The organism is Bryobacter aggregatus MPL3, assembly GCF_000702445.1.
Lineage (GTDB): Bacteria > Acidobacteriota > Terriglobia > Bryobacterales > Bryobacteraceae > Bryobacter > Bryobacter aggregatus.
The window spans coordinates 3,977,199-3,994,449 of record NZ_JNIF01000003.1; the positions used below are offsets into that span (position 1 = coordinate 3,977,199).

General features: G+C 58.5%; 20 protein-coding genes. 9 read left to right on the forward strand and 11 right to left on the reverse strand.

The annotated features are described in order from the left end of the window. The first annotated feature begins 22 nt into the window (after positions 1–22). Genes pdxS through M017_RS0118400 form a run of 3 tightly spaced genes read left to right on the forward strand, consistent with a single transcriptional unit; the run spans position 23 to position 1,921 of the window. Complete coding sequence (gene pdxS, locus M017_RS0118390; RefSeq protein WP_031499613.1) at positions 23–907, forward strand: pyridoxal 5'-phosphate synthase lyase subunit PdxS; 885 nt, start codon at positions 23–25, stop codon at positions 905–907. Continuing rightward, on the forward strand, positions 897–1,469 hold the full coding sequence (pdxT, locus tag M017_RS0118395) for a pyridoxal 5'-phosphate synthase glutaminase subunit PdxT (protein WP_031499614.1): 573 nt from the start codon (positions 897–899) through the stop codon (positions 1,467–1,469). The genes pdxS and pdxT overlap by 11 nt, the downstream gene beginning before the upstream one ends. Beyond that, a complete protein-coding gene (locus tag M017_RS0118400; protein ID WP_051670440.1) occupies positions 1,466–1,921 on the forward strand; it encodes an arsenate-mycothiol transferase ArsC in 456 nt (151 codons plus the stop codon). The genes pdxT and M017_RS0118400 overlap by 4 nt, the downstream gene beginning before the upstream one ends. On the opposite strand, the gene M017_RS0118405 is transcribed toward M017_RS0118400, so the two are convergent. Genes M017_RS0118405 through M017_RS0118425 form a run of 5 tightly spaced genes read right to left on the reverse strand, consistent with a single transcriptional unit; the run spans position 1,918 to position 6,973 of the window. Then, a complete protein-coding gene (locus M017_RS0118405; protein ID WP_031499616.1) occupies positions 1,918–3,576 on the reverse strand; it encodes an NAD(P)/FAD-dependent oxidoreductase in 1,659 nt (552 codons plus the stop codon). The two genes, M017_RS0118400 and M017_RS0118405, sit on opposite strands and share 4 nt — an antisense overlap. Continuing rightward, a complete protein-coding gene (locus M017_RS0118410; RefSeq protein WP_080507929.1) occupies positions 3,569–4,402 on the reverse strand; it encodes a glycine betaine ABC transporter substrate-binding protein in 834 nt (277 codons plus the stop codon). Before M017_RS0118410 ends, M017_RS0118405 begins: the two co-directional genes overlap by 8 nt. Then, positions 4,360–4,968 carry an ABC transporter permease gene (locus M017_RS0118415; RefSeq protein ID WP_031499618.1) on the reverse strand — a complete coding sequence of 203 codons (609 nt, stop codon included), beginning with the start codon at positions 4,966–4,968 and terminating at the stop codon, positions 4,360–4,362. Before M017_RS0118415 ends, M017_RS0118410 begins: the two co-directional genes overlap by 43 nt. After that, positions 4,965–5,570: an ATP-binding cassette domain-containing protein gene (locus M017_RS0118420; RefSeq protein ID WP_031499619.1), complete on the reverse strand. Its 606-nt coding sequence runs from the start codon at positions 5,568–5,570 to the stop codon at positions 4,965–4,967. The genes M017_RS0118415 and M017_RS0118420 overlap by 4 nt, the downstream gene beginning before the upstream one ends. Further along, entirely contained in the window at positions 5,567–6,973 is a 1,407-nt protein-coding gene (locus M017_RS0118425) for a sensor histidine kinase (RefSeq protein WP_080507930.1), read from the reverse strand. Before M017_RS0118425 ends, M017_RS0118420 begins: the two co-directional genes overlap by 4 nt. A 30-nt stretch (positions 6,974–7,003) precedes the next feature. Here M017_RS0118425 and M017_RS0118430 point away from each other — a divergent pair, with 30 nt between their 5' ends. Beyond that, positions 7,004–7,312 carry a BON domain-containing protein gene (locus M017_RS0118430; protein ID WP_080507931.1) on the forward strand — a complete coding sequence of 103 codons (309 nt, stop codon included), beginning with the start codon at positions 7,004–7,006 and terminating at the stop codon, positions 7,310–7,312. A gap of 23 nt (positions 7,313–7,335) precedes the next feature. Beyond that, entirely contained in the window at positions 7,336–9,096 is a 1,761-nt protein-coding gene (locus tag M017_RS0118435; protein ID WP_031499622.1) for a tetratricopeptide repeat protein, read from the forward strand. A 2-nt stretch (positions 9,097–9,098) separates the two neighbouring features. Here M017_RS0118435 and M017_RS0118440 read toward each other — a convergent pair whose 3' ends face one another. The 4 genes from M017_RS0118440 to M017_RS0118455 all read right to left on the reverse strand — a co-directional run bounded on the left by M017_RS0118440 (position 9,099) and on the right by M017_RS0118455 (position 11,758). Continuing rightward, a complete protein-coding gene (locus tag M017_RS0118440; protein ID WP_031499623.1) occupies positions 9,099–10,442 on the reverse strand; it encodes a Gfo/Idh/MocA family protein in 1,344 nt (447 codons plus the stop codon). 27 nt (positions 10,443–10,469) lie between these two features. After that, positions 10,470–10,985, reverse strand: a complete 516-nt coding sequence (locus tag M017_RS0118445) for a TetR/AcrR family transcriptional regulator (protein ID WP_051670448.1) — start codon at positions 10,983–10,985, stop codon at positions 10,470–10,472. A gap of 92 nt (positions 10,986–11,077) precedes the next feature. Next, positions 11,078–11,245, reverse strand: coding sequence for a hypothetical protein (locus tag M017_RS29435; RefSeq protein ID WP_155121483.1), 168 nt, complete (start codon positions 11,243–11,245; stop codon positions 11,078–11,080). 180 nt (positions 11,246–11,425) lie between these two features. Continuing rightward, positions 11,426–11,758: a hypothetical protein gene (locus tag M017_RS0118455; protein WP_031499626.1), complete on the reverse strand. Its 333-nt coding sequence runs from the start codon at positions 11,756–11,758 to the stop codon at positions 11,426–11,428. 157 nt (positions 11,759–11,915) lie between these two features. Between M017_RS0118455 and msrA the strand changes: the two genes are divergently transcribed. Further along, a complete protein-coding gene (msrA, locus tag M017_RS0118460; RefSeq protein ID WP_080508025.1) occupies positions 11,916–12,587 on the forward strand; it encodes a peptide-methionine (S)-S-oxide reductase MsrA in 672 nt (223 codons plus the stop codon). Positions 12,588–12,631: 44 nt separating this feature from the next. Then, on the forward strand, positions 12,632–13,138 hold the full coding sequence (gene msrB / locus M017_RS0118465) for a peptide-methionine (R)-S-oxide reductase MsrB (RefSeq protein ID WP_051670632.1): 507 nt from the start codon (positions 12,632–12,634) through the stop codon (positions 13,136–13,138). Here the strand turns inward: msrB and M017_RS0118470 are convergent. Both M017_RS0118470 and M017_RS0118475 read right to left on the reverse strand, forming a co-directional pair. Next, on the reverse strand, positions 13,135–13,707 hold the full coding sequence (locus M017_RS0118470) for a hypothetical protein (protein WP_155121484.1): 573 nt from the start codon (positions 13,705–13,707) through the stop codon (positions 13,135–13,137). The genes msrB and M017_RS0118470 overlap by 4 nt on opposite strands. A gap of 52 nt (positions 13,708–13,759) precedes the next feature. Beyond that, positions 13,760–14,488 (reverse strand): sulfite exporter TauE/SafE family protein, encoded by a 729-nt coding sequence (locus M017_RS0118475; RefSeq protein WP_031499631.1) that lies wholly within the window; start codon positions 14,486–14,488, stop codon positions 13,760–13,762. Between the two features lie 44 nt (positions 14,489–14,532). Here M017_RS0118475 and M017_RS0118480 point away from each other — a divergent pair, with 44 nt between their 5' ends. Next, positions 14,533–15,855: an MATE family efflux transporter gene (locus tag M017_RS0118480; RefSeq protein ID WP_035957868.1), complete on the forward strand. Its 1,323-nt coding sequence runs from the start codon at positions 14,533–14,535 to the stop codon at positions 15,853–15,855. A 7-nt stretch (positions 15,856–15,862) separates the two neighbouring features. Then, positions 15,863–17,248 (forward strand): hypothetical protein, encoded by a 1,386-nt coding sequence (locus tag M017_RS0118485; RefSeq protein ID WP_031499633.1) that lies wholly within the window; start codon positions 15,863–15,865, stop codon positions 17,246–17,248. The last annotated feature ends 3 nt before the right edge of the window (positions 17,249–17,251 follow it).

Genomic DNA, 17,251 nt, shown 5'->3' on the forward strand with positions numbered 1-17,251 from the left:
CTCACTCTCCGGAGCAAATATCATGATTCTCAACGAAGCATTCCGTAAGAAAATCGGCCTGGCAGAAATGCTCAAGGGCGGCGTCATCATGGACGTCACCAACGCCGAGCAGGCCCTCATTGCCGAACGTGCCGGCGCCGTCTCCGTCATGGCCCTCATCAAGGTCCCCTCGGACATCCGTAAGGAAGGTGGCGTGGCGCGCATGTCGCCCGTCGAAACTATCCGCGAGATCCAAAAGACCGTGTCGATTCCCGTCATGGCCAAGGCCCGCATCGGCCACTTTGTCGAAGCGCAGATTCTCGAAGCGCTCGAAGTCGACTTCATCGACGAATCCGAAGTGCTCACCCCGGCCGACGACGAGAATCACATCGACAAGCACCCCTTCACCGTCCCCTTTGTCTGCGGTGCCCGCAACCTCGGTGAGGCGCTCCGCCGCATCGGCGAAGGCGCGGCGATGATCCGCACCAAGGGTGAAGCTGGTACAGGAAACGTTGTCGAAGCTGTACGGCACATGCGCACCATCGTCCGCGAAATGCGCCAGTTGACCGTGCTCAATCACGACGAACTGATGGTTGCCGCCAAGAACCACCAGGCGCCCTTTGAACTGATCGAGTACTGTGCCAAGCACGGCAAGTTGCCGGTGCCAAACTTCTCGGCTGGTGGCATCGCCACCCCGGCCGACGCCGCGCTGATGATGAGCCTCGGCGCGGAAACCGTCTTCGTCGGCTCAGGCATCTACAAGAGCTCGGAGCCCGAAGCCTTTGCGAAGGCAATCGTGCAGGCCACCCTGCACTACAAGGACCCGAAGAAGGTCATGGAGTCGATGATCGGCCTGCCCGACGGCATGAAGGGTCTCGACGTCAAGCAGATCCCGCAAGAGGAGTTGATGGCGGGCCGTGGCTGGTAACGGCAAAGTCATCGGCGTCCTTGCCCTGCAAGGTGATTTTGAAAAGCACCAGCACGCCCTCGAGCGTGCTGGTGCCAAACACATCCAGGTCCGCACGGCAGAACAGCTCGCGCAGGTCGACGCGCTTGTCCTGCCGGGGGGCGAGTCCTCGACGATGTTGCGCTTGATGGAGTACTTCGACCTCTTTGCGCCGCTCCAGCACTTCTGCCAGCAGAAGCCGGTCTTCGGCACCTGCGCGGGAGCGATTCTGATGGCGAATGAAGTCACTTCTCCGGCGCAGAAATCCTTCGGTGTCCTCGACATCGCAGTCGAGCGCAACGGCTACGGCAGGCAGGTCGATTCACGCATCATCGAACTCGATTCCACGATCGGCAAGCTGGAGGCAGTCTTCATCCGCGCGCCGATCATCCGCAGCATTGGGCCTGAGGTCAAAGTTCTAGCCAGCTATCTCGATACGCCGGTGCTGGTCCAACAGGGCATGCACCTGGCCGCCACCTTCCACCCGGAGTTGACCGACGACATCCAGGTCCACCGCCACTTTCTCAACTCGCTACCCCAATGAAGACCCGCGTCCTTTTTCTCTGCGTCGGCAACTCCTGCCGCTCCCAAATGGCGGAAGGCTTTGCCCGCGCCTACGGCCACGATTGCATCGAAGCCGTCAGCGCCGGTCTCTCGCCTGCCATGATCATCGACCCCAATACCAAGGCCGTGATGCAGGAAAGATCGATCTCGCTCGACGAGCAGTTTCCGAAGCCGATCGAACTCGCGATGAAGCCGCCGCCCGCTCTCATCATCAACATGAGCGGTGCGCCTCTGCCGCACTTTGCCGCTGGCATCCCAACAGAAAGCTGGCGGGTCCGGGACCCTATCGGAGAAGTGCAAGCCGTCCATCGTGAGGTTCGCGATCAGATTGAGAGTGCCATCATGGCGCTCATTCTGCGCCTGCGTCAGAATAAACCGGCACCCTCTCCCTCCACGCCTCCGAAGCGGTTCAAGTTCGGCCGGATGGCTTAGACTCCGGCTAGAAAGTGGTGGACAAACTGCACCACCACGCTGCCCTCGCCCACGCTGCTGGCTACGCGCTTGACGCTCCCGCTCCGCGTATCACCAGCCGCAAACACGCCGGGCATCGAAGTTTCCAGGAGCATTGGCTCTCGCGTGAGCGGCCAGCGTTGCGTCACCTGCCCATCCTTCTTCAGCATCGGGCCCGTGCGCACAAAGCCATGGTCGTCGAGACACAAGGTCCCTTGGAGCCAATCCGTACAGGGTTGCGCACCAATGAAGATAAATAGGAGGCTCGCCGGGACGCGGTGCTCTTCGTTTGTCTGCCGGTTGGCTAGCGTCATCCATTCGAGCTGATCTTTGCCCTCGACGCCTACGACCTCGGTATGCGAGATCACTTCGATGTTTGGCGTTGCGGCAATCTGATCGATCAGATACTTGCTCATGGTTGCGGAGAGTCCATCGCCACGCACCAGCATGATCACTTTCTTTGCATAATTCGAGAAGTGCATGGCGGCTTGTCCCGCACTGTTCGCTCCACCGATCACATAGACTTCCTCGCCCTGGCAACTCGGGGCTTCGGTGGTGGCAGCGCCATAGTAAACCCCGGCGCCGGTCAGCCGATCCATATTCGGCACATTGAGCCGCCGCCAGGACAAACCTGTCGAGAGCAAGACGGCGGAACCGGCAACCTCTGCCCCATCCGCCATCTTCAAATAACGGTACTCGCCATCGGTCCGAAGCTGCACACACTCTTGCGGAGCTAGAATCTCCACCCCAAACTTACGTGCCTGCGCGACAGCGCGCCGTGCCAGATCTCCGCCGCTCAGCCCGGCCGGGAAGCCAAGATAGTTCTCAATGCGCGAACTGAGCGCGGCCTGTCCGCCGGGCGCCTCGCGATCAATCATGAGGGTCTTCAATCCTTCGCTTGCTCCGTAAACAGCGGCGGCCAACCCAGCCGGCCCGCCACCGACAATCACCAGATCATAGAACTGCGTATCGGCGCGCATGTGCAGGCCCAACCGTTCGGCGAGCGCCTCAGATGCCGGGCAGTCCTCGCAAGTGTTGTCGGCAAAGACGAGCAGCGGTAGTTTCTTCTTGTCGGTCAGGAAGCCCATGAAGGCCGGGTCCCGTTCGGCTTCGGCCACATCCACCCAGCGGAACGGAACATGATGCCGGCCGAGGAAATCCTTGATGCGATGCGCCTCCGGGCTCCAGCGTTGTCCAATCACTTTGATCCCGCGAAAGGGCGGCTCGTACTCAGCCTTCCAATCGTTGAGCAGGTCGTCGAGCACAGGATAGAGGTTCTGCTCGGGCGGGTCCCAGGGCTTCATCAGATAGTGATGGAGGCGGACATCATTGATCGCCGCGATCGCGGCGCTGTTGTCGGCATAAGCGGTTAGCAACACCCGCCGCGCATCGGGAAAGATCTCACGCGCCTTCACTAGAAACTGTACGCCGTCCATCTCCGGCATCCGCTGGTCGGCAAGGATCAGCGCCAGGTCTTCCTTGCGTTCCGCCAGTTGCTCCAACAACTCGAGCGCTGCCTTGCCACTGTCCGCGCGGAGGATGCGATAGCTTGCTGCATAGTGGTTGCGCAGGTCGCGCTCAATCGCCCGCAGGACGGCTGGATCATCGTCGACAGTCAGCAAGAAAGGCTTAGGCAAAGGTCACTCCCGCGGCAATGGATTCCGCACTCGCGCGTCCGGAACTCACCTCTGCGTTCCATTTTCGCATCTGCTCCACCGGGATCTTCCCTGTCAATTGGTCCAGTTTTGCGCGCAGGCCACTGACTCTTTGCAAGGCGTCTTGCCGCACGGCGAGACACGCTTCATAGGGAGGGAAAAAGTTCTGATCGTCCACCAGGGCGACGAAGTTGCCGTCCACCAACGCCGGGTCTGTCGAATTGCCGGCCACCATGTCGACATCCCCGTTTGCGAGCGCGCGATAGATCAATCCCAGGTCCATCGTCTTTAATTCCCCACTAGTTCTGAGCGGATAAGTCTTGCGGAAGCTCTGCCAGCCATCGGGCCTTTGTTCGAATTCATACCCAACGCCCAGCCGCCAACCCTTCTTCCGTTGCACTGCATCACTCAGACTCCTGATGCCCTCACTTTGCTTCACCACCATGGCGAAAGTATTGGCGAAACCCAGCCGCCAACCCCACTCCACCTGGTACCGTTCCGCATAGACCTTCTTCACCGTTTCAAATACTCCGGTCCGCGTGAGCGGAAGCTTTAAGCAGGCGCTCAACGCGGTTCCAGTGTATTCCGGATAGAGGTCGATCGCCCCACTGATCAACGCTTCATGCGCGACAAAGCTGCCCCCCAGATGGAGCTTCTTTCGGACGCCGAATGAGGCAAGTTGTTTCGCGAGAATCTCACCCAGGATGTCTTGTTCCACAAAGTTCTTCGCACCCACGGTGATCCCGCTGTGGGGCCCACACCGTGTTAGTGCGAGCGGCGTGAGTAAGAGTACTTTCCTTCGATCCATTGGAACCCCAAATCTGCCGCAATTGCCATCAGCGCCGCCGGTGCAGCGCCGGCAATCAGCAGGCTCGTTTCCACTGTAGCGAGACCTCGATAGAGCAAGACGCCTAATCCTCCGGCGCCGATCGCCGCAGCCACTGTTGCTGTGCCGATCGTGGTGACGGTAGCGATGCGCAGGCCCGACAGAATCGATGGGGCAGCGAGTGGCAACTCAACTTCCCGCAGACGTTCCGATGCGGTCATCCCGAGAGAGGTGGCCGCCTCCAAGACATCGACAGGCACGCCCTCCAGTCCAACAACGGTACTGCGCAAGATGGGGAGCAGCGCATAGAGAAAGAGGGCAAAGATCGCCAGCTTCGGCCCGAGCCCGGCAAAAGGAATCAACAGTCCAAACAGTGCCAAGCTCGGCACGGTTTGGATGATGTCCGCCAGCCGCAACACCAGGCTCCCCGGCGATCGATGGCGGAAACACCACACCGCTAAAGGAATCGCAACCAGGCAGGCCAAGCTGACGGCGGCGAACACGAGCACCAGATGTTCAAGACTCAGGGCCACAATGGTGCGCGTCATGCGAAGTAAGCCTGCACTTCCTGGTCTGTACAAGCTTGGATGTCTGCACCCTCATAGATCACCCGGCCCTCCCGGAGAAAGAGGAAATGGCCTGCCACTCGTAAGGCTTCGCGCACATCATGCGTGACAAATACTACCGTGCGCTGGAGACCAAGGACAAGTTGCTGCAGGTCTCTCCGTAAGATCGGATCGAGGGCGGAGAAGGGTTCGTCCAGCAGCAGGGTCGGTGGGTTGCCGGATAAGGCGCGCGCGAGCGCAACACGCTGCTGCTGGCCTCCACTAAGTTGGTGGGGATAGCGATCGAGCAGATTTTCACTCAAGCCGACCGCCGCGGCAAGCTGCCTGGCGTCGCCGCCGAAGCGTTCGATCTGGCGGCGCACGGTCCAATGCGGAAAGAGTCCGAGCTGCTGGGGCACAAATCCCATCTTCCCGGTGGCTTGGATGGTCCCGCTGGTCGGCAGCAGCAGGCGATTGGTCAGCCGCAGTAAGGTGCTCTTGCCGCTGCCGCTGCCTCCGAGCACGGCGGTGGTGCGGCCTTCTGGAAACTCGCAACTCACTCCCTGGATGCGGCTTTCAAAGAAGACGTCGGTGAAGCGGATCATGGATGCAGCGGCAGGCGGATACAGAAGCTGGTGCCTTCTTCAGAAGAGGTGAAGCGGATGTCGCCGTTGTGTTGTTTGACGATGTGGTACACCGTATCGAGGCCCAGGCCCGTGCCCTCTCCCTGGTCTTTGGTGGTAAAGAAGGGGTCGAAGATTCTCCCCTGCAACTCTACCGGAATTCCGGGGCCGTTGTCCGCAATCTCGACCACCGCATAGTCGACCTCCAGCCGGGTGGTGATGCGGAGAATGGAGGGGGACTTCCGATGCTTGTCACTCTCCATGGCATCGAGCGCATTGTCGATCAGATTCGTCCAGACCTGATTCAACTGCCCGCCATGCGCACAGATCTTCGGGAGTTTGCAGTCATACTCTTTGACCACCTGGAAGCCATGCTTGGTGCGGAAGCTGAACAGTGTGAGTGTTGTTTCGAGACTCTGATTCAGATCGAATTCCGCCAAGGACGTACGATCCATGAACGAATAGCTCTTCATCGCCGAAACCAGATCGCTGATCCGCTTGGTGGCATGATCCATCTGGGTGAGCACCTGGGCCATCTCGATCGAGGAACTCACGCGATAGATTGCCAATTCGCGAATGTCGGGCGGCCAGGCAGACACTGCTTCCTGGAGCGACTGGAGATTAAAACCAGCATCAACATAGGCCGGAGCGCAACGCCAGCTCTCTTCGACTCCAATAGACCGGAACCACTCGGCAATGGACTCCTCAAGGTCATTGCGGGTGAGGGAATCCATCACTGGTGGACTCGCCACCGCTTGTGTGGCGCGCGCTTCCAAGGCGCGCACCTGTTCGTAGATTTCGGCGGAAGCGCACTTGACCGCAAGTTCGTCGAGGGTCTCCCGGTAACAGGCGAAAAGATTCTGTGCACTGGTGGTCGCTTGCCGCGCGGCGGCGGCAGGGTTATTGAGCTCATGTGCAAGACCGGCGGAGAGCTTGCCGATCGCGGCCAGTTTCTCCGTCTGGGTGGTCTGGCGGGCTACTTCGCGAACGCGATCGGTGAGGATCCCGACAAGGCGGGGGATGAGCTCAGGCAACTCCTGGTAGAGGGCGGAGAAGTCTTGCTTGGGAAAGCGCAGAACACGTGTGTGTGCCGTGGCACGGGAGGGATTCGGGTAGGCTGTCATCCGGGAGAAGGGAAGCACGCCCGAAATCGCTCCCGCATGGAGGGTGAAGAAGGGACCATCGGGCCGGTCGCTGCGTACCTGGATGTTCCCCTCGAGGATGATCGTCATGTGGGTGGCCGGATCTCCGGCATGGCTTAGATAGTCCCCGGCTTCATAGGTCAGTAGCTCACAGCGATCGAGAAACCACTGCAATTGTGCCTCGCTCAAGTCCGCAAATGCCGGGATGCGCCTGAGCTCTTCAACGCTAAGTTCCGCTGCCACCTTGCCCTGATTATCGCTTATACTCGTGCGATGTTCTTTGTGCTTCGGCTGTTGCTGGCTTGCTGCCTGGCTTACAGTGCCGACTCTGATGCGGTGATCTCCTCCCGGCTCCGGGCAAAGTTGACCCGTTCCAAGTTAAAGAGTGACGGGCTCCGGTTCCAAGTGAAGCAAGGCGTCGTGGAGTGGGAGGGCAATGTCAAGATCGCCCAGCATAAGGGCGCGGCAACACGGATGGCAAAGAGTTCCGGTGCGACTCGGGTGATCAATCGCATCCAGGTATCGGCAAAGACGGCGACAGAGAAGCCGCGGGAAGTGGTGGTTCAGGTCCCAAAACGTTAGCTTGGTGGTAGTCTGCTAGAGACGTGGAAGAACTCGCTGCACCGAATCGCAATCGCCTCTATATTCTGCTCGCCTGGCTCGCAACTTTGCCTTTATTACTGGTCGTTTTCTACCCGGCCTTGCAGGCGCCATTTCTTCTCGATGACCAGGTTGGCATCGTCAATAACTCAGAGTTCCGCAGCTTCAGCGTTCACAATCTGGTGATGCTCTTCCGGGGCCATGCCGACACGCGTGCCTATGACCATCATGCCGTTCCGGGCTTTGTCTCCATGGTGGATCATGCCTGGTCCGGTGTCGATCCCTTTGGCTATCACCTCACTAACTTGTTCATCCACTGGGCGAACTGCGGGCTGATTCTCCTGTTTTTTGTCACCGTCTGGAAGACGATTGAGAAGAATCTAACTTTGCAAGGGGTCTTGATGGGCATCAGCTTGATGACCATCTGGGCCGTGCATCCGTTTTCCACGATGCCGGTTGCCTATGTCACCTGCCGCACGGAATCGTTGATGGTCTTCTTCTACGTGCTCGCCTTGCTTGCCTTCCTGCGGGGTTGGGAATGGATCAGTATCCCGCTGGGTGTCGCCTCGATCCTATCAAAGGAGGTGGCCGTCACTTTGCCCGGCGCGATCCTGATGGTGGACTGGGCGCGGAGTGGGGTTGGCATCATCCCGACGCTCTTGCAGCGCATGCGCTACTACATCGTGTTGACCTCGGTCTGGCTGTTGATGATTGCCTACCATCTGCGTGGTTCGCGCCGGACGCAGATCGGCGCAGCAGGAATGCCGCTTGCTCATCCCTGGGAGTATTTCAAGACGGAATGCGGCATCATCGGCGACTATTTCCGGAAGCTCTTTTGGCCCACGAAGCTGCAGTTCTATCCGTTCTACCGGCCCGTGGCGCAGTGGCAGGAATGGGTGCCGCAATTGATTGGAATTGTTCTTTACCTGTGCCTCGCGGTTTACCTGTTGCGGAAGTCGCGCTGGCTTGGCATCGTTCTGTTATTTCCGTTATTAGTGCTGTTGCCGACTTCAACTTTCATTCCGATTCCGTACGAACCCGCAATGGAGTATCGGATGTATCTTCCGGGCGCCAGTTTCCTGGCCTTGCTGGTGATCGGGATCTGGCGCTGGGTCCGTCCCACCTGGGCGCGGATTGCTTTGATTGCCGTAGTCGCGATTCCCTTAGCCGTTGTGAGCCATTTGCGGACTCGCGACTACGAGACCTCTTTGAAACTGCATGAGCAGCAACTCACCGTTGATCCGCAGAGTCTCACCGCGTTAGAGGCCGTTACCGGATCGCTGTTCACAGCGGGCATGTATGATCGGGCGACTGTGACCGCCTGGAAGTTAGTCGATTATGCCCTTGCCGACAAAGATAAGGAGTTCGCCGGGCGCGGGTTCAACGCTCTTGGAACCATTGAGGCGAGCCGGAGAAACTACCGCGAGGCTCGTGATTTTTTCCAGCGCGCCATCGAGTTTGCCGATAATAACTCGGCGCGGCTGAGCCTGGCTAGTATGCAGGTGGAACTCATGGAGTTGCCCGAAGCGGAGAAGTTGCTCCGGGGGATTCTTGCACGCACCCCTGACCATCCTGAGGCCACGCTCTTGTTATATGAAGCGAAGATGTCCGCCAAAGACTATGACGAGGGCGAGAAGATTCTCGACCATTTCCTGACCTTGTATCCGGAGCGGAGCGCGGAACTCGAAGTCCAGAAGACCCGGGTTCTGCACCTGAAACGGAAACGAGCTGAAGGGGCGGCTCCGCTGGTTCGCAGTCAGGAATAGTCTTAGACTTTGTCTGGCTCCGGATGGATATAAGGAGCACGATAGGGCCGCCGGAGCATTGCCGTCGCCTCGTTGTCATTGAGGACCGTTCTCGTTTGGGAATCGTAGCGCAGCGTGCGGCCGAGCTTCATTGCCATGTTCGCGAGGATGCAGGATGCCGTTGAGATGTGGCCCTGTTCGATATCGGCGACGGGCCGCGAGCGATTGTCGATGGCGGCGAGCAGATCGCGCATATGTCCCCGGATGGCGGGCGCGACATGACGCTCGAGATCGGCTTCGGTGCGGTCTTCCGGGTATTGCTCAAACTCATAGGTGACGTCCTTGTGGACCGGCGATTCGCCCTTAGCGAGCGGGATATAGTCGTATCCCTGGACGCCCGCCTTGAGTGTTGCCTTGTCTCCATAGAAGGTGGCGCCCCAGGGGTACTTCGGATCGGGCGGGGCACCCCAGGAGCGGTGGGTCCAGATGACTTTCACATTGCCAAAGTCAAAGCTTGCTTCCTGGGTGTCCGGGATGTTCGCTTTGGATGCCTGGTCGATGAGAATGCCGCCTGTCGAGGAGACGCTTTGGGGCCAGCCAAGATTCATCATCCAGCGCACCATGTCGAGCATGTGGACGCACATGTCGCCCATGATGCCGTTGCCATATTCATTGAAGGCGCGCCAGGTGCGGGGATGGACGAGCGAGTTGTAGGGACGCATCGGCGCAGGCCCGGTCCAGCGTTCGTAGTCGAGATTCGCAGGCGGAGTGGAGTCTGGCGGATTCTGCGTGGCGCGCATGTGGTAGTAGCAATAAATTTCGACGAGGCCGATTTTGCCGAGCTTGCCTTCGTCGATGTAGCGATTCTTGGCTTCGATCAGATGGGGTGTCGAGCGGCGCTGGGTGCCGATCTGGACCGTTCGATTGTACTTGCGGGCAGCCGCCAGCATGCTTTCCCCTTCGATGACGTCGACCGAAATCGGCTTCTGCACATACAGGTCGAGGCCGGCACGCGCGCAATCGATCATCGCGAGCGAATGCCAGTGGTCTGGAGTTGCGATCTCGACCAGGTCGAGATCCTTTTCGGCAAGCATCTTCTGGTAGTCGGTGAAGAGGCGGGGCCGCTTTTTTGAGGCCTGACGGGAAGCGACCAGGTCAGCGGCCTTGTCGAGCATGACCGTGTCGACGTCGCAGAGGCTCACGATCTCGACAGGGGCAATCTGGACCAGGCGCAGGATGTCCGATTTGCCATACCAGCCGGAACCAATGAGTCCGACACGGCGTTTTTTCTGGACATCGAAAGTCTGGGCGGAGAGGTCGTAGGCCAGGGAGGCGGCGGTGGAGGCAAGGAAACTGCGACGAAGCATGGCGGTGCAGTCAGTATAACCGGGTCCTCAGGCAAAGCTCTTGAGGAGTGCGGAAAGGCCTTTTTCAAAAGCCAATTGCGAGTTGGCCGTTCCAAACTGACCCGCTCTTTCCAGAGTCACGTAGCCATGCAGATAGGACCAGAGCGCGAGGATGGCAGGGGTGTGGTCCCGCCGGGTTTTGTTCTGTTTGGCGATCGCGGCGAGCAGCACATTCCAGATCTCTTTTGATTCCGGTTGGGCATTGGGGATGGTGATGAGTTGGTAGAGCGACTGGTTTTCCTGTGCGAAGCGAATGTAGGCGAGAGACATCGCTTTCAGTCCTTTTGCGGACTGCATCGCTTCGAGCAGAGAGCGGGTGGCCAGCGCTCCGAGCGCGGATTCCAGTGCTGCGCGGTCCGCGTAGTGATGATACAAACTCGAGGCCCGGACGCCCAGAGAAGCGGCGATATTCCGCATCGATAGCGACTCCCAGCCCTGCTGCTCCACAATGGCCAACGCAGCCTGGAGAATTGCTGCAGCTTCTGTTTTTGCGGGAAAAGGCATTGTGAACAGTGTAAGCCTTGGGAGGGAGGAGAAACACCAAAAGTGCCGCTTGCGCGGCACCCAGGTTCCAAGAACGAATTTGAATCGGCGGTCTAGCGGGCCGGAGGAGTCGTGGCGGCGTCCTTCTTGTGCTTCTTATGCTTGCCGGACTTGGACCTCTCAGCCTTCGTCGGAGCCTGGTTTGTTGCAGGTGGTGTGCTTTGGGCGAACAGTGCGCTCATCGCCAAAATCGTTGTTGCAAAAGTGATCTTTGTTTTCATGAGTTCTCTATGGAACCTCCCTGCTCATAAGACGCGGTGGGCGAAAAAATACATGTCGCTTCTGGAGGCTATTTTCAATCCGCCGGAATGGGAGGTGGCGGGGACGATCCAAAAGCAAGAGAGGCGCCCCGGTGGGAGCGCCTCTCGATTGTTCTTGTTTTGGTGTTCTTGTTTTGGAACTTAATTCTTTTCGAAGGGCTTCTCGACGGCTTTGCCGACCTTCTTTGTCCCCTTGGCGATGTCCTTGCCTACGACTTTGGATCCCTTGACAGTTTCCTTAGCCCCCTCTTTGGTTCCTTCTGCTACGTCCTTGCTGACTTCCTTCGTCTTCTTTGCAGCGTGCTTGGTCCCCTTCTCAGTGCCTTCCGCGACGTCCTTGGCGACATCCTTGGTTTTCTCGGCTGCCACCTTCGCACCGTGTCCGGTTGCGTCGGCGGCCTTCTTGGCGACATTCTGTGCTGACAGCATGAGCGTTGCGGCCAGAATTCCTACGAAAAATTGACTAATTTTCATAAACTATTACCCTCTTTGAACTTGATTCCAGCGCTGCGTAGGCGCCTGCTGAGTATAGGATGCACTATGAGGCAAGAAAGTTTTCGCACACCTCGCGAAGAATATGTAGATTTTAGAGAGGATATCTTCATCTAAGAGAATGGATGGTAGCGACGCAATGAAGAATTTTAGCCAGCGATGGATGCCCGCAGCATTGGGCCTTTTGATGAGTGTTCATGGAGGAACCGTGATGGCAGCAGCAGATTTTCCGGAACCGGCAGTCGACCAGAAACTGGCAACGAGCCCAGGGAAAGCAACCGCGGTGCTGGCGGGCGGCTGTTTCTGGTGTACAGAAGCGGTGTTTGAAATCATGGAAGGCGTAGACGATGTGATTTCCGGCTATGCAGGCGGCACTAAGGAGACGGCGAAGTACGACATTGTGTCGACAGGACGCACGGGGCACGCGGAATCGATTCTCATCACCTACGATCCGTCGAAAGTGAGCTATGGACAACTGCTGAAGATCTTCTTCAGTGTTGCCCACGATCCGACGACGCTGAACCGGCAGGGCGCCGATGTCGGGCCACAGTATCGGAGTGAGATTTTCTTTACGGATCCCGAGCAAAAGAAAATTGCTGAGGCTTATATCGCTCAATTGAATGCGGCCAAAGTCTTCAAGAGTCCGATCGTGACAAAGGTTGAGCCGCTGGACAAGTTTTATACCGCCGAGAGCTATCACCAGAATTACGCGGTACAGAATCGACAGAATCCGTACATCGTCAATGTCAGCGATCCGAAGGTGGAGAAGCTGAAGAAGATGTTTCCGGGTTGTGTCCGAAAGAGGAAATAGCAATGCGACTCTTCGATCGCCTTTTCAATCGCAGGAGTATCTTAATGAGCATGGGAACATTTGGGCTCGGTGCGGCGGCCGCCGCACCGAAGAAGATCAAGATTGTCGAGTTCGACGCCGCTGGCCATCGGACTGGTGTAGTGGAAGTGGATCCCATTGTCAAAACCGATGCGGAGTGGAAGAAGCTGCTGTCCAAGGAATCGTTTGAGGTCGCGCGTGAGCACGGCACGGAACGGGCCTTTACCGGGAAATTGAATAAGAACTATGCGGATGGGTTGTATCGTTGCATCTGTTGCGACACGGCCTTGTTCGATTCGGCAACGAAGTTTGATTCGGGAACGGGCTGGCCGAGTTTCTACCAGCCGATCGCGCGGGAGAACATCAAAGACGTGGTGGACCAAAGCTACGGCATGAGGCGCGTGGAGAATCTGTGCGCCCGCTGTGACGGGCATCTTGGCCATGTGTTTGAGGATGGTCCCAAGCCGACCGGACTGCGCTATTGCATGAACTCGGTCTCGTTGAAGTTTGTGCCTCGTGGGAAGGCTGGCTAGAGACCGCCGCTGCGCGAGACGAGGTAGCTGAGGGTGAGGAGAAATCTGCGGCCACGCGCGTTCTCCTCGCCGTAGCTCCATTGCAAGGTGATGGTCTGGTCGGCGGCTCGCCATAAAGCCCGGCATTCTGCGTGCGGTGACTTTGCGTTCAGATCCTCTGTCACGAGGGCATCACAGAGTCCGGACTGGCTGAGGGGGGCTCCGTATTTGGCAAGGAGCTGTTCGTGGATGGCGGTGGCGGCGATGGTTGCCAGGTCGCTGGGGGAAACTCCTTCGGCGCGGTGCAGATCGGTTTGCAGGAAGAGACGAATACGCTCGAGGCGATCGGCATTCGAGAACGAGAAGCGAACGGAAAAGTGGAAGGGGAACTTGACGCCGGGCAAGGAGAGATCCCATCTGGGGACGGCTTGCCACTCTGTGTCCGACTGCTGGAGGTGGAGTTGCTGCTGGAGTAGAGCCGCGCGGAGTTCCTCCAGACTCATCCCGAAAGACAACTGATTCCATGTACTCTGTGCGGGCAGGGCACCCGCCATTGCGAGGGTCAGCGCGAGAAGTATCCGAATTTGCATGCGTCTATCCTAAGCAGTACTGACGCTGCTCGCTTATCTCTTGTGGACTTCTTTATCGCAGGAATAGAAGAACCGTCGAGACAGCAGTGAGAACGATGATGGTGGCCTCAAAGACTTTGGGGGGGATGTGTTGGATGACCCAGCGGCCCGTGAGGGCGCCCGCAATGACGGCGGGGACCATCATGGCACCAAAGCTGAGCGATTGTTTGCTGATAAGGCCTTGCCAGACGTAGATCGGGAGTTTGAGCAGATTGATAAAGAAGAAGAACCACGCGCCGGTGGCGACAAATTCTTCCTTGGGAAGGCGTTTCGACAAGAGGTATAGGCTCATCACCGGTCCGGCGGCGTTGGCGACGGTTGTTGAGAATCCAGCCGCGACTCCATAGGGTAAGGGATGGGCGGCCGGGGCCTCACCTGCATGACGCCGCCTCCAAAGGTAGAGGCAGAGCATGATGAGGATGATCAGGCCGACGATGGGGCGCAGGTAGGCTTCGGGCAGGCTCAAGGTCAGTGCGCCGCCGATCATGCCGAGGAGCACCCAGGGGGCGAGGGAGAGAAGCTTGCCCGCAGCGGGGTGATGCCGCCAATAGTAGACGGCAAAGAGGTCCGCCGTACAGAGAATGGGGAGCATCCAGCCTGCTGACAGGCGCGCATCTCCTACGGTTAAGACCATGACGGGGACAGTGAGAATGCTGAGGCCGGGAACTCCCGTTTTTGCGATCCCAACCATGAAGGCGCAAAGCGCGCCCGTGGCGTATCGCCACCATTCGAATTCAGGCACTGCTGAGCATTATTACAAGTTCTGACCGATGGGATACTGACAGAATGTCAATTCATCCGATTCGGGGGGAACTGCGTCTTTTATCGAAGCTCGCGATTCCGGTGATCCTGGCAGAGCTCGGTTGGATGCTGATGGGTGTGGTGGACACCATCATGGTGGGAAGGTTGGGCGCTGAGGCGATCGGCGCGGTGGCCATTGGCAACATTCTGTTTCATACGGTTGGCCTGATTGCGATCGGGATGTTGCTGGGGCTCGATACGCTCATCTCGCAGGCTTATGGCGCCGGGGATCTTGACGATGCGAATCATTCGCTGCGGCAGGGACTTTGGCTCGCCGCATTCTGTGCGCCGGTGTTGCTGGTGGCGATGTGGTTGCTGGTGCCTTTGATGCGCCTTTGGGGCATCGATGCACGGGTGATGGATCTGGCGGAGCCTTTCACCTATGTTCTGGCGCTGAGCGTGTTTCCGATTTCCTTCTATACGGCGCAGCGGCGCTATCTGCAGAGTCTGCACATTGTCCGGCCAATCACGGCCGCACTCTTGAGTGCGAACCTGATCAATCTGGTTCTGAATTGGGTGCTGATCTATGGGCATCTTGGTTTTCCGCAACTTGGTGTTACCGGAAGCGCCTGGGCGACGGTGGGCGCTCGCATTTATTTGGCGTTGTTTCTATTTGTGGTGCTGTGGCTGCGAGAGCGGCGGGCCGATACCGGTCTGCTGCGTTGGGAGTGGCCAGAGTGGGCCCGTCTGCGGCAATTGGTCGTGCTCGGAGCACCTGCGGCGGGGCATATCTTTCTCGAGATTGCGGTGTTTGGCGCGGCGACCGTACTGGCTGGCCGCTTTCCCCCGGTTGCGCTTGCCGCGCATGAGGTGACCTTGAATCATGCGGCGCTGGCCTACATGGTGCCGCTGGGCATTTCGAGCGCTGCGGCAGTGCGGGTGGGGAACGAGGTTGGGGCGGGCAATGGGAGCGGCGCCCGCCTGGCGGGCAATACGGCATTGGCGTTGGGCGCCCTGTTTATGAGCTTGTCCGCCGTCTTCATGTTTACGGTGCCGCGATTCATTCTGGGGATCTATACGGTGGATCGCGGGGTGATCGAGTATGCCGTTCCGTTGCTGTTCTGGGCTGCCGCCTTTCAATTGTTTGACGGTGTGCAGGTTGTGGCGACCGGGGCTTTGCGGGGAAAGGGCGATACGCATGCGCCGTTTCTGGCGGGGATTGTCGGCTATTGGGTGTTGGGCTTGCCGCTGGGCGCCTGGCTTTGTTTCGGGGCCGGATTTGGGGTTGCCGGGCTTTGGATTGGGCTCAGTGCGGGACTTGCGATTGTGGCGGGTCTATTGCTTGTACGATGGCTCAAGTTAACCTAAAAGAACTGTGGCTTTTATCAAGAAGGAAATGCGCCAGTTTCTGCTGACGCACTCCAGGGAAGAGTTGGCGGAATGGATTCTGGGAGTCGCAAAGGATTCTTCTGATTTTCGGCAACGGCTGGAGTTCTATGCGGGAACCCATACTTCGCCGGAAGTTGCGTTGGAGTCGGTGCGCAGAGCGATTGCGGAGTTTGGCGCGCTGGTGGGTTCGCGGAAGAAGCTGACGCCGGCCTCGATTGTGAAGACCGGCCGCTTTCTGCTCGAAGCAATCCGGGCCTGCCTTGACTATGGCTTTCGCGATGAGATGCTGGGGTTGATTGAGCACGTCATGGTGGCTCTGGATCAGATGGTGGCCAATGAGAAGCCACAGGCACAGCTCGATCAGTTGCAGCGTGAGTATACGACCCTATATCTTTCGACTTGCGAGTTGCTGCAGCCAGAGCCACTGGAGTTGGCCAAACGCTTATTCGGGTTGCGGGAGAATGCGGAGGCCAATCTCCTTCCAGATGTGCCGGCGCGTTTTGCAACGGTACTGGGTGTCGCGGGACTGCGGCGATTTCGCGAGTTGCTCGAGCCGACCTACCGGATTGTGGCGAAGCTGGCGGCGCAGACCGCCAGAACGCGGACGGAATTGCGGAAGTATTCCAACCGGCGCATGATGCTCTACGAATGGGCTGTGATCAGCGAAGATTTCGAGGAGCAGGTGACGATTCTGCTGGCGATGGCGCGGTTACCGGATGAAGTGCTGCGGGTTGCCGATTTTCTCGATGCGCGGCAGCGGCCGATGGATGCAATTCAGGCGGTGAAGAAGGCTTATGAGCAGGCGCCGAGCCCGTCGCTGGCCCGTTATCTGGCCACGCGGCTGGAGGCGCAGCAGCAGGTGAACGAGGCGCTTGAGTATCGCTGGTTCCTATTTGAAAAGGATGCGACTCGGGAATCCTATGACGCTTTGTTGGGCGTGGCGGCGCAAACCGGGCATGGGAAGCTGTGGCGGGACCGGGCGATGGAGTTTGCCGAAGAACATGCGCGCGGCCTCTATGTCGACGTGTTGTTGTTGGAGGGGCAAGTGCCGGAAGCGCTTGCGGCTGTACGGGAAAGTGGAGCTCCGATTCTGGTGTGGGCGACGCTCGCCGAACTGCATGCGGCAATTGATCCGCAAGTGGCGATCGGACTCTATTTCGACTGCGTGGATTTCGCGATTGCCGAAGGCAAGAAGAGTCCGCGCACGCCGGAAGAGTTTGTGAACAAGGCGTGGGAGTTGGCGAGCGACACGCCGACCTTTCAGATCTTCAACTCGCGGCTGCGCATGCTGTTTGGCAAGGAACGGCTGCCGGGAGAGCTGGGTCCGAGCCTCGAGTTGTCGGGAATTCCCGTAGGGAAACTGCTGCAATAGGGC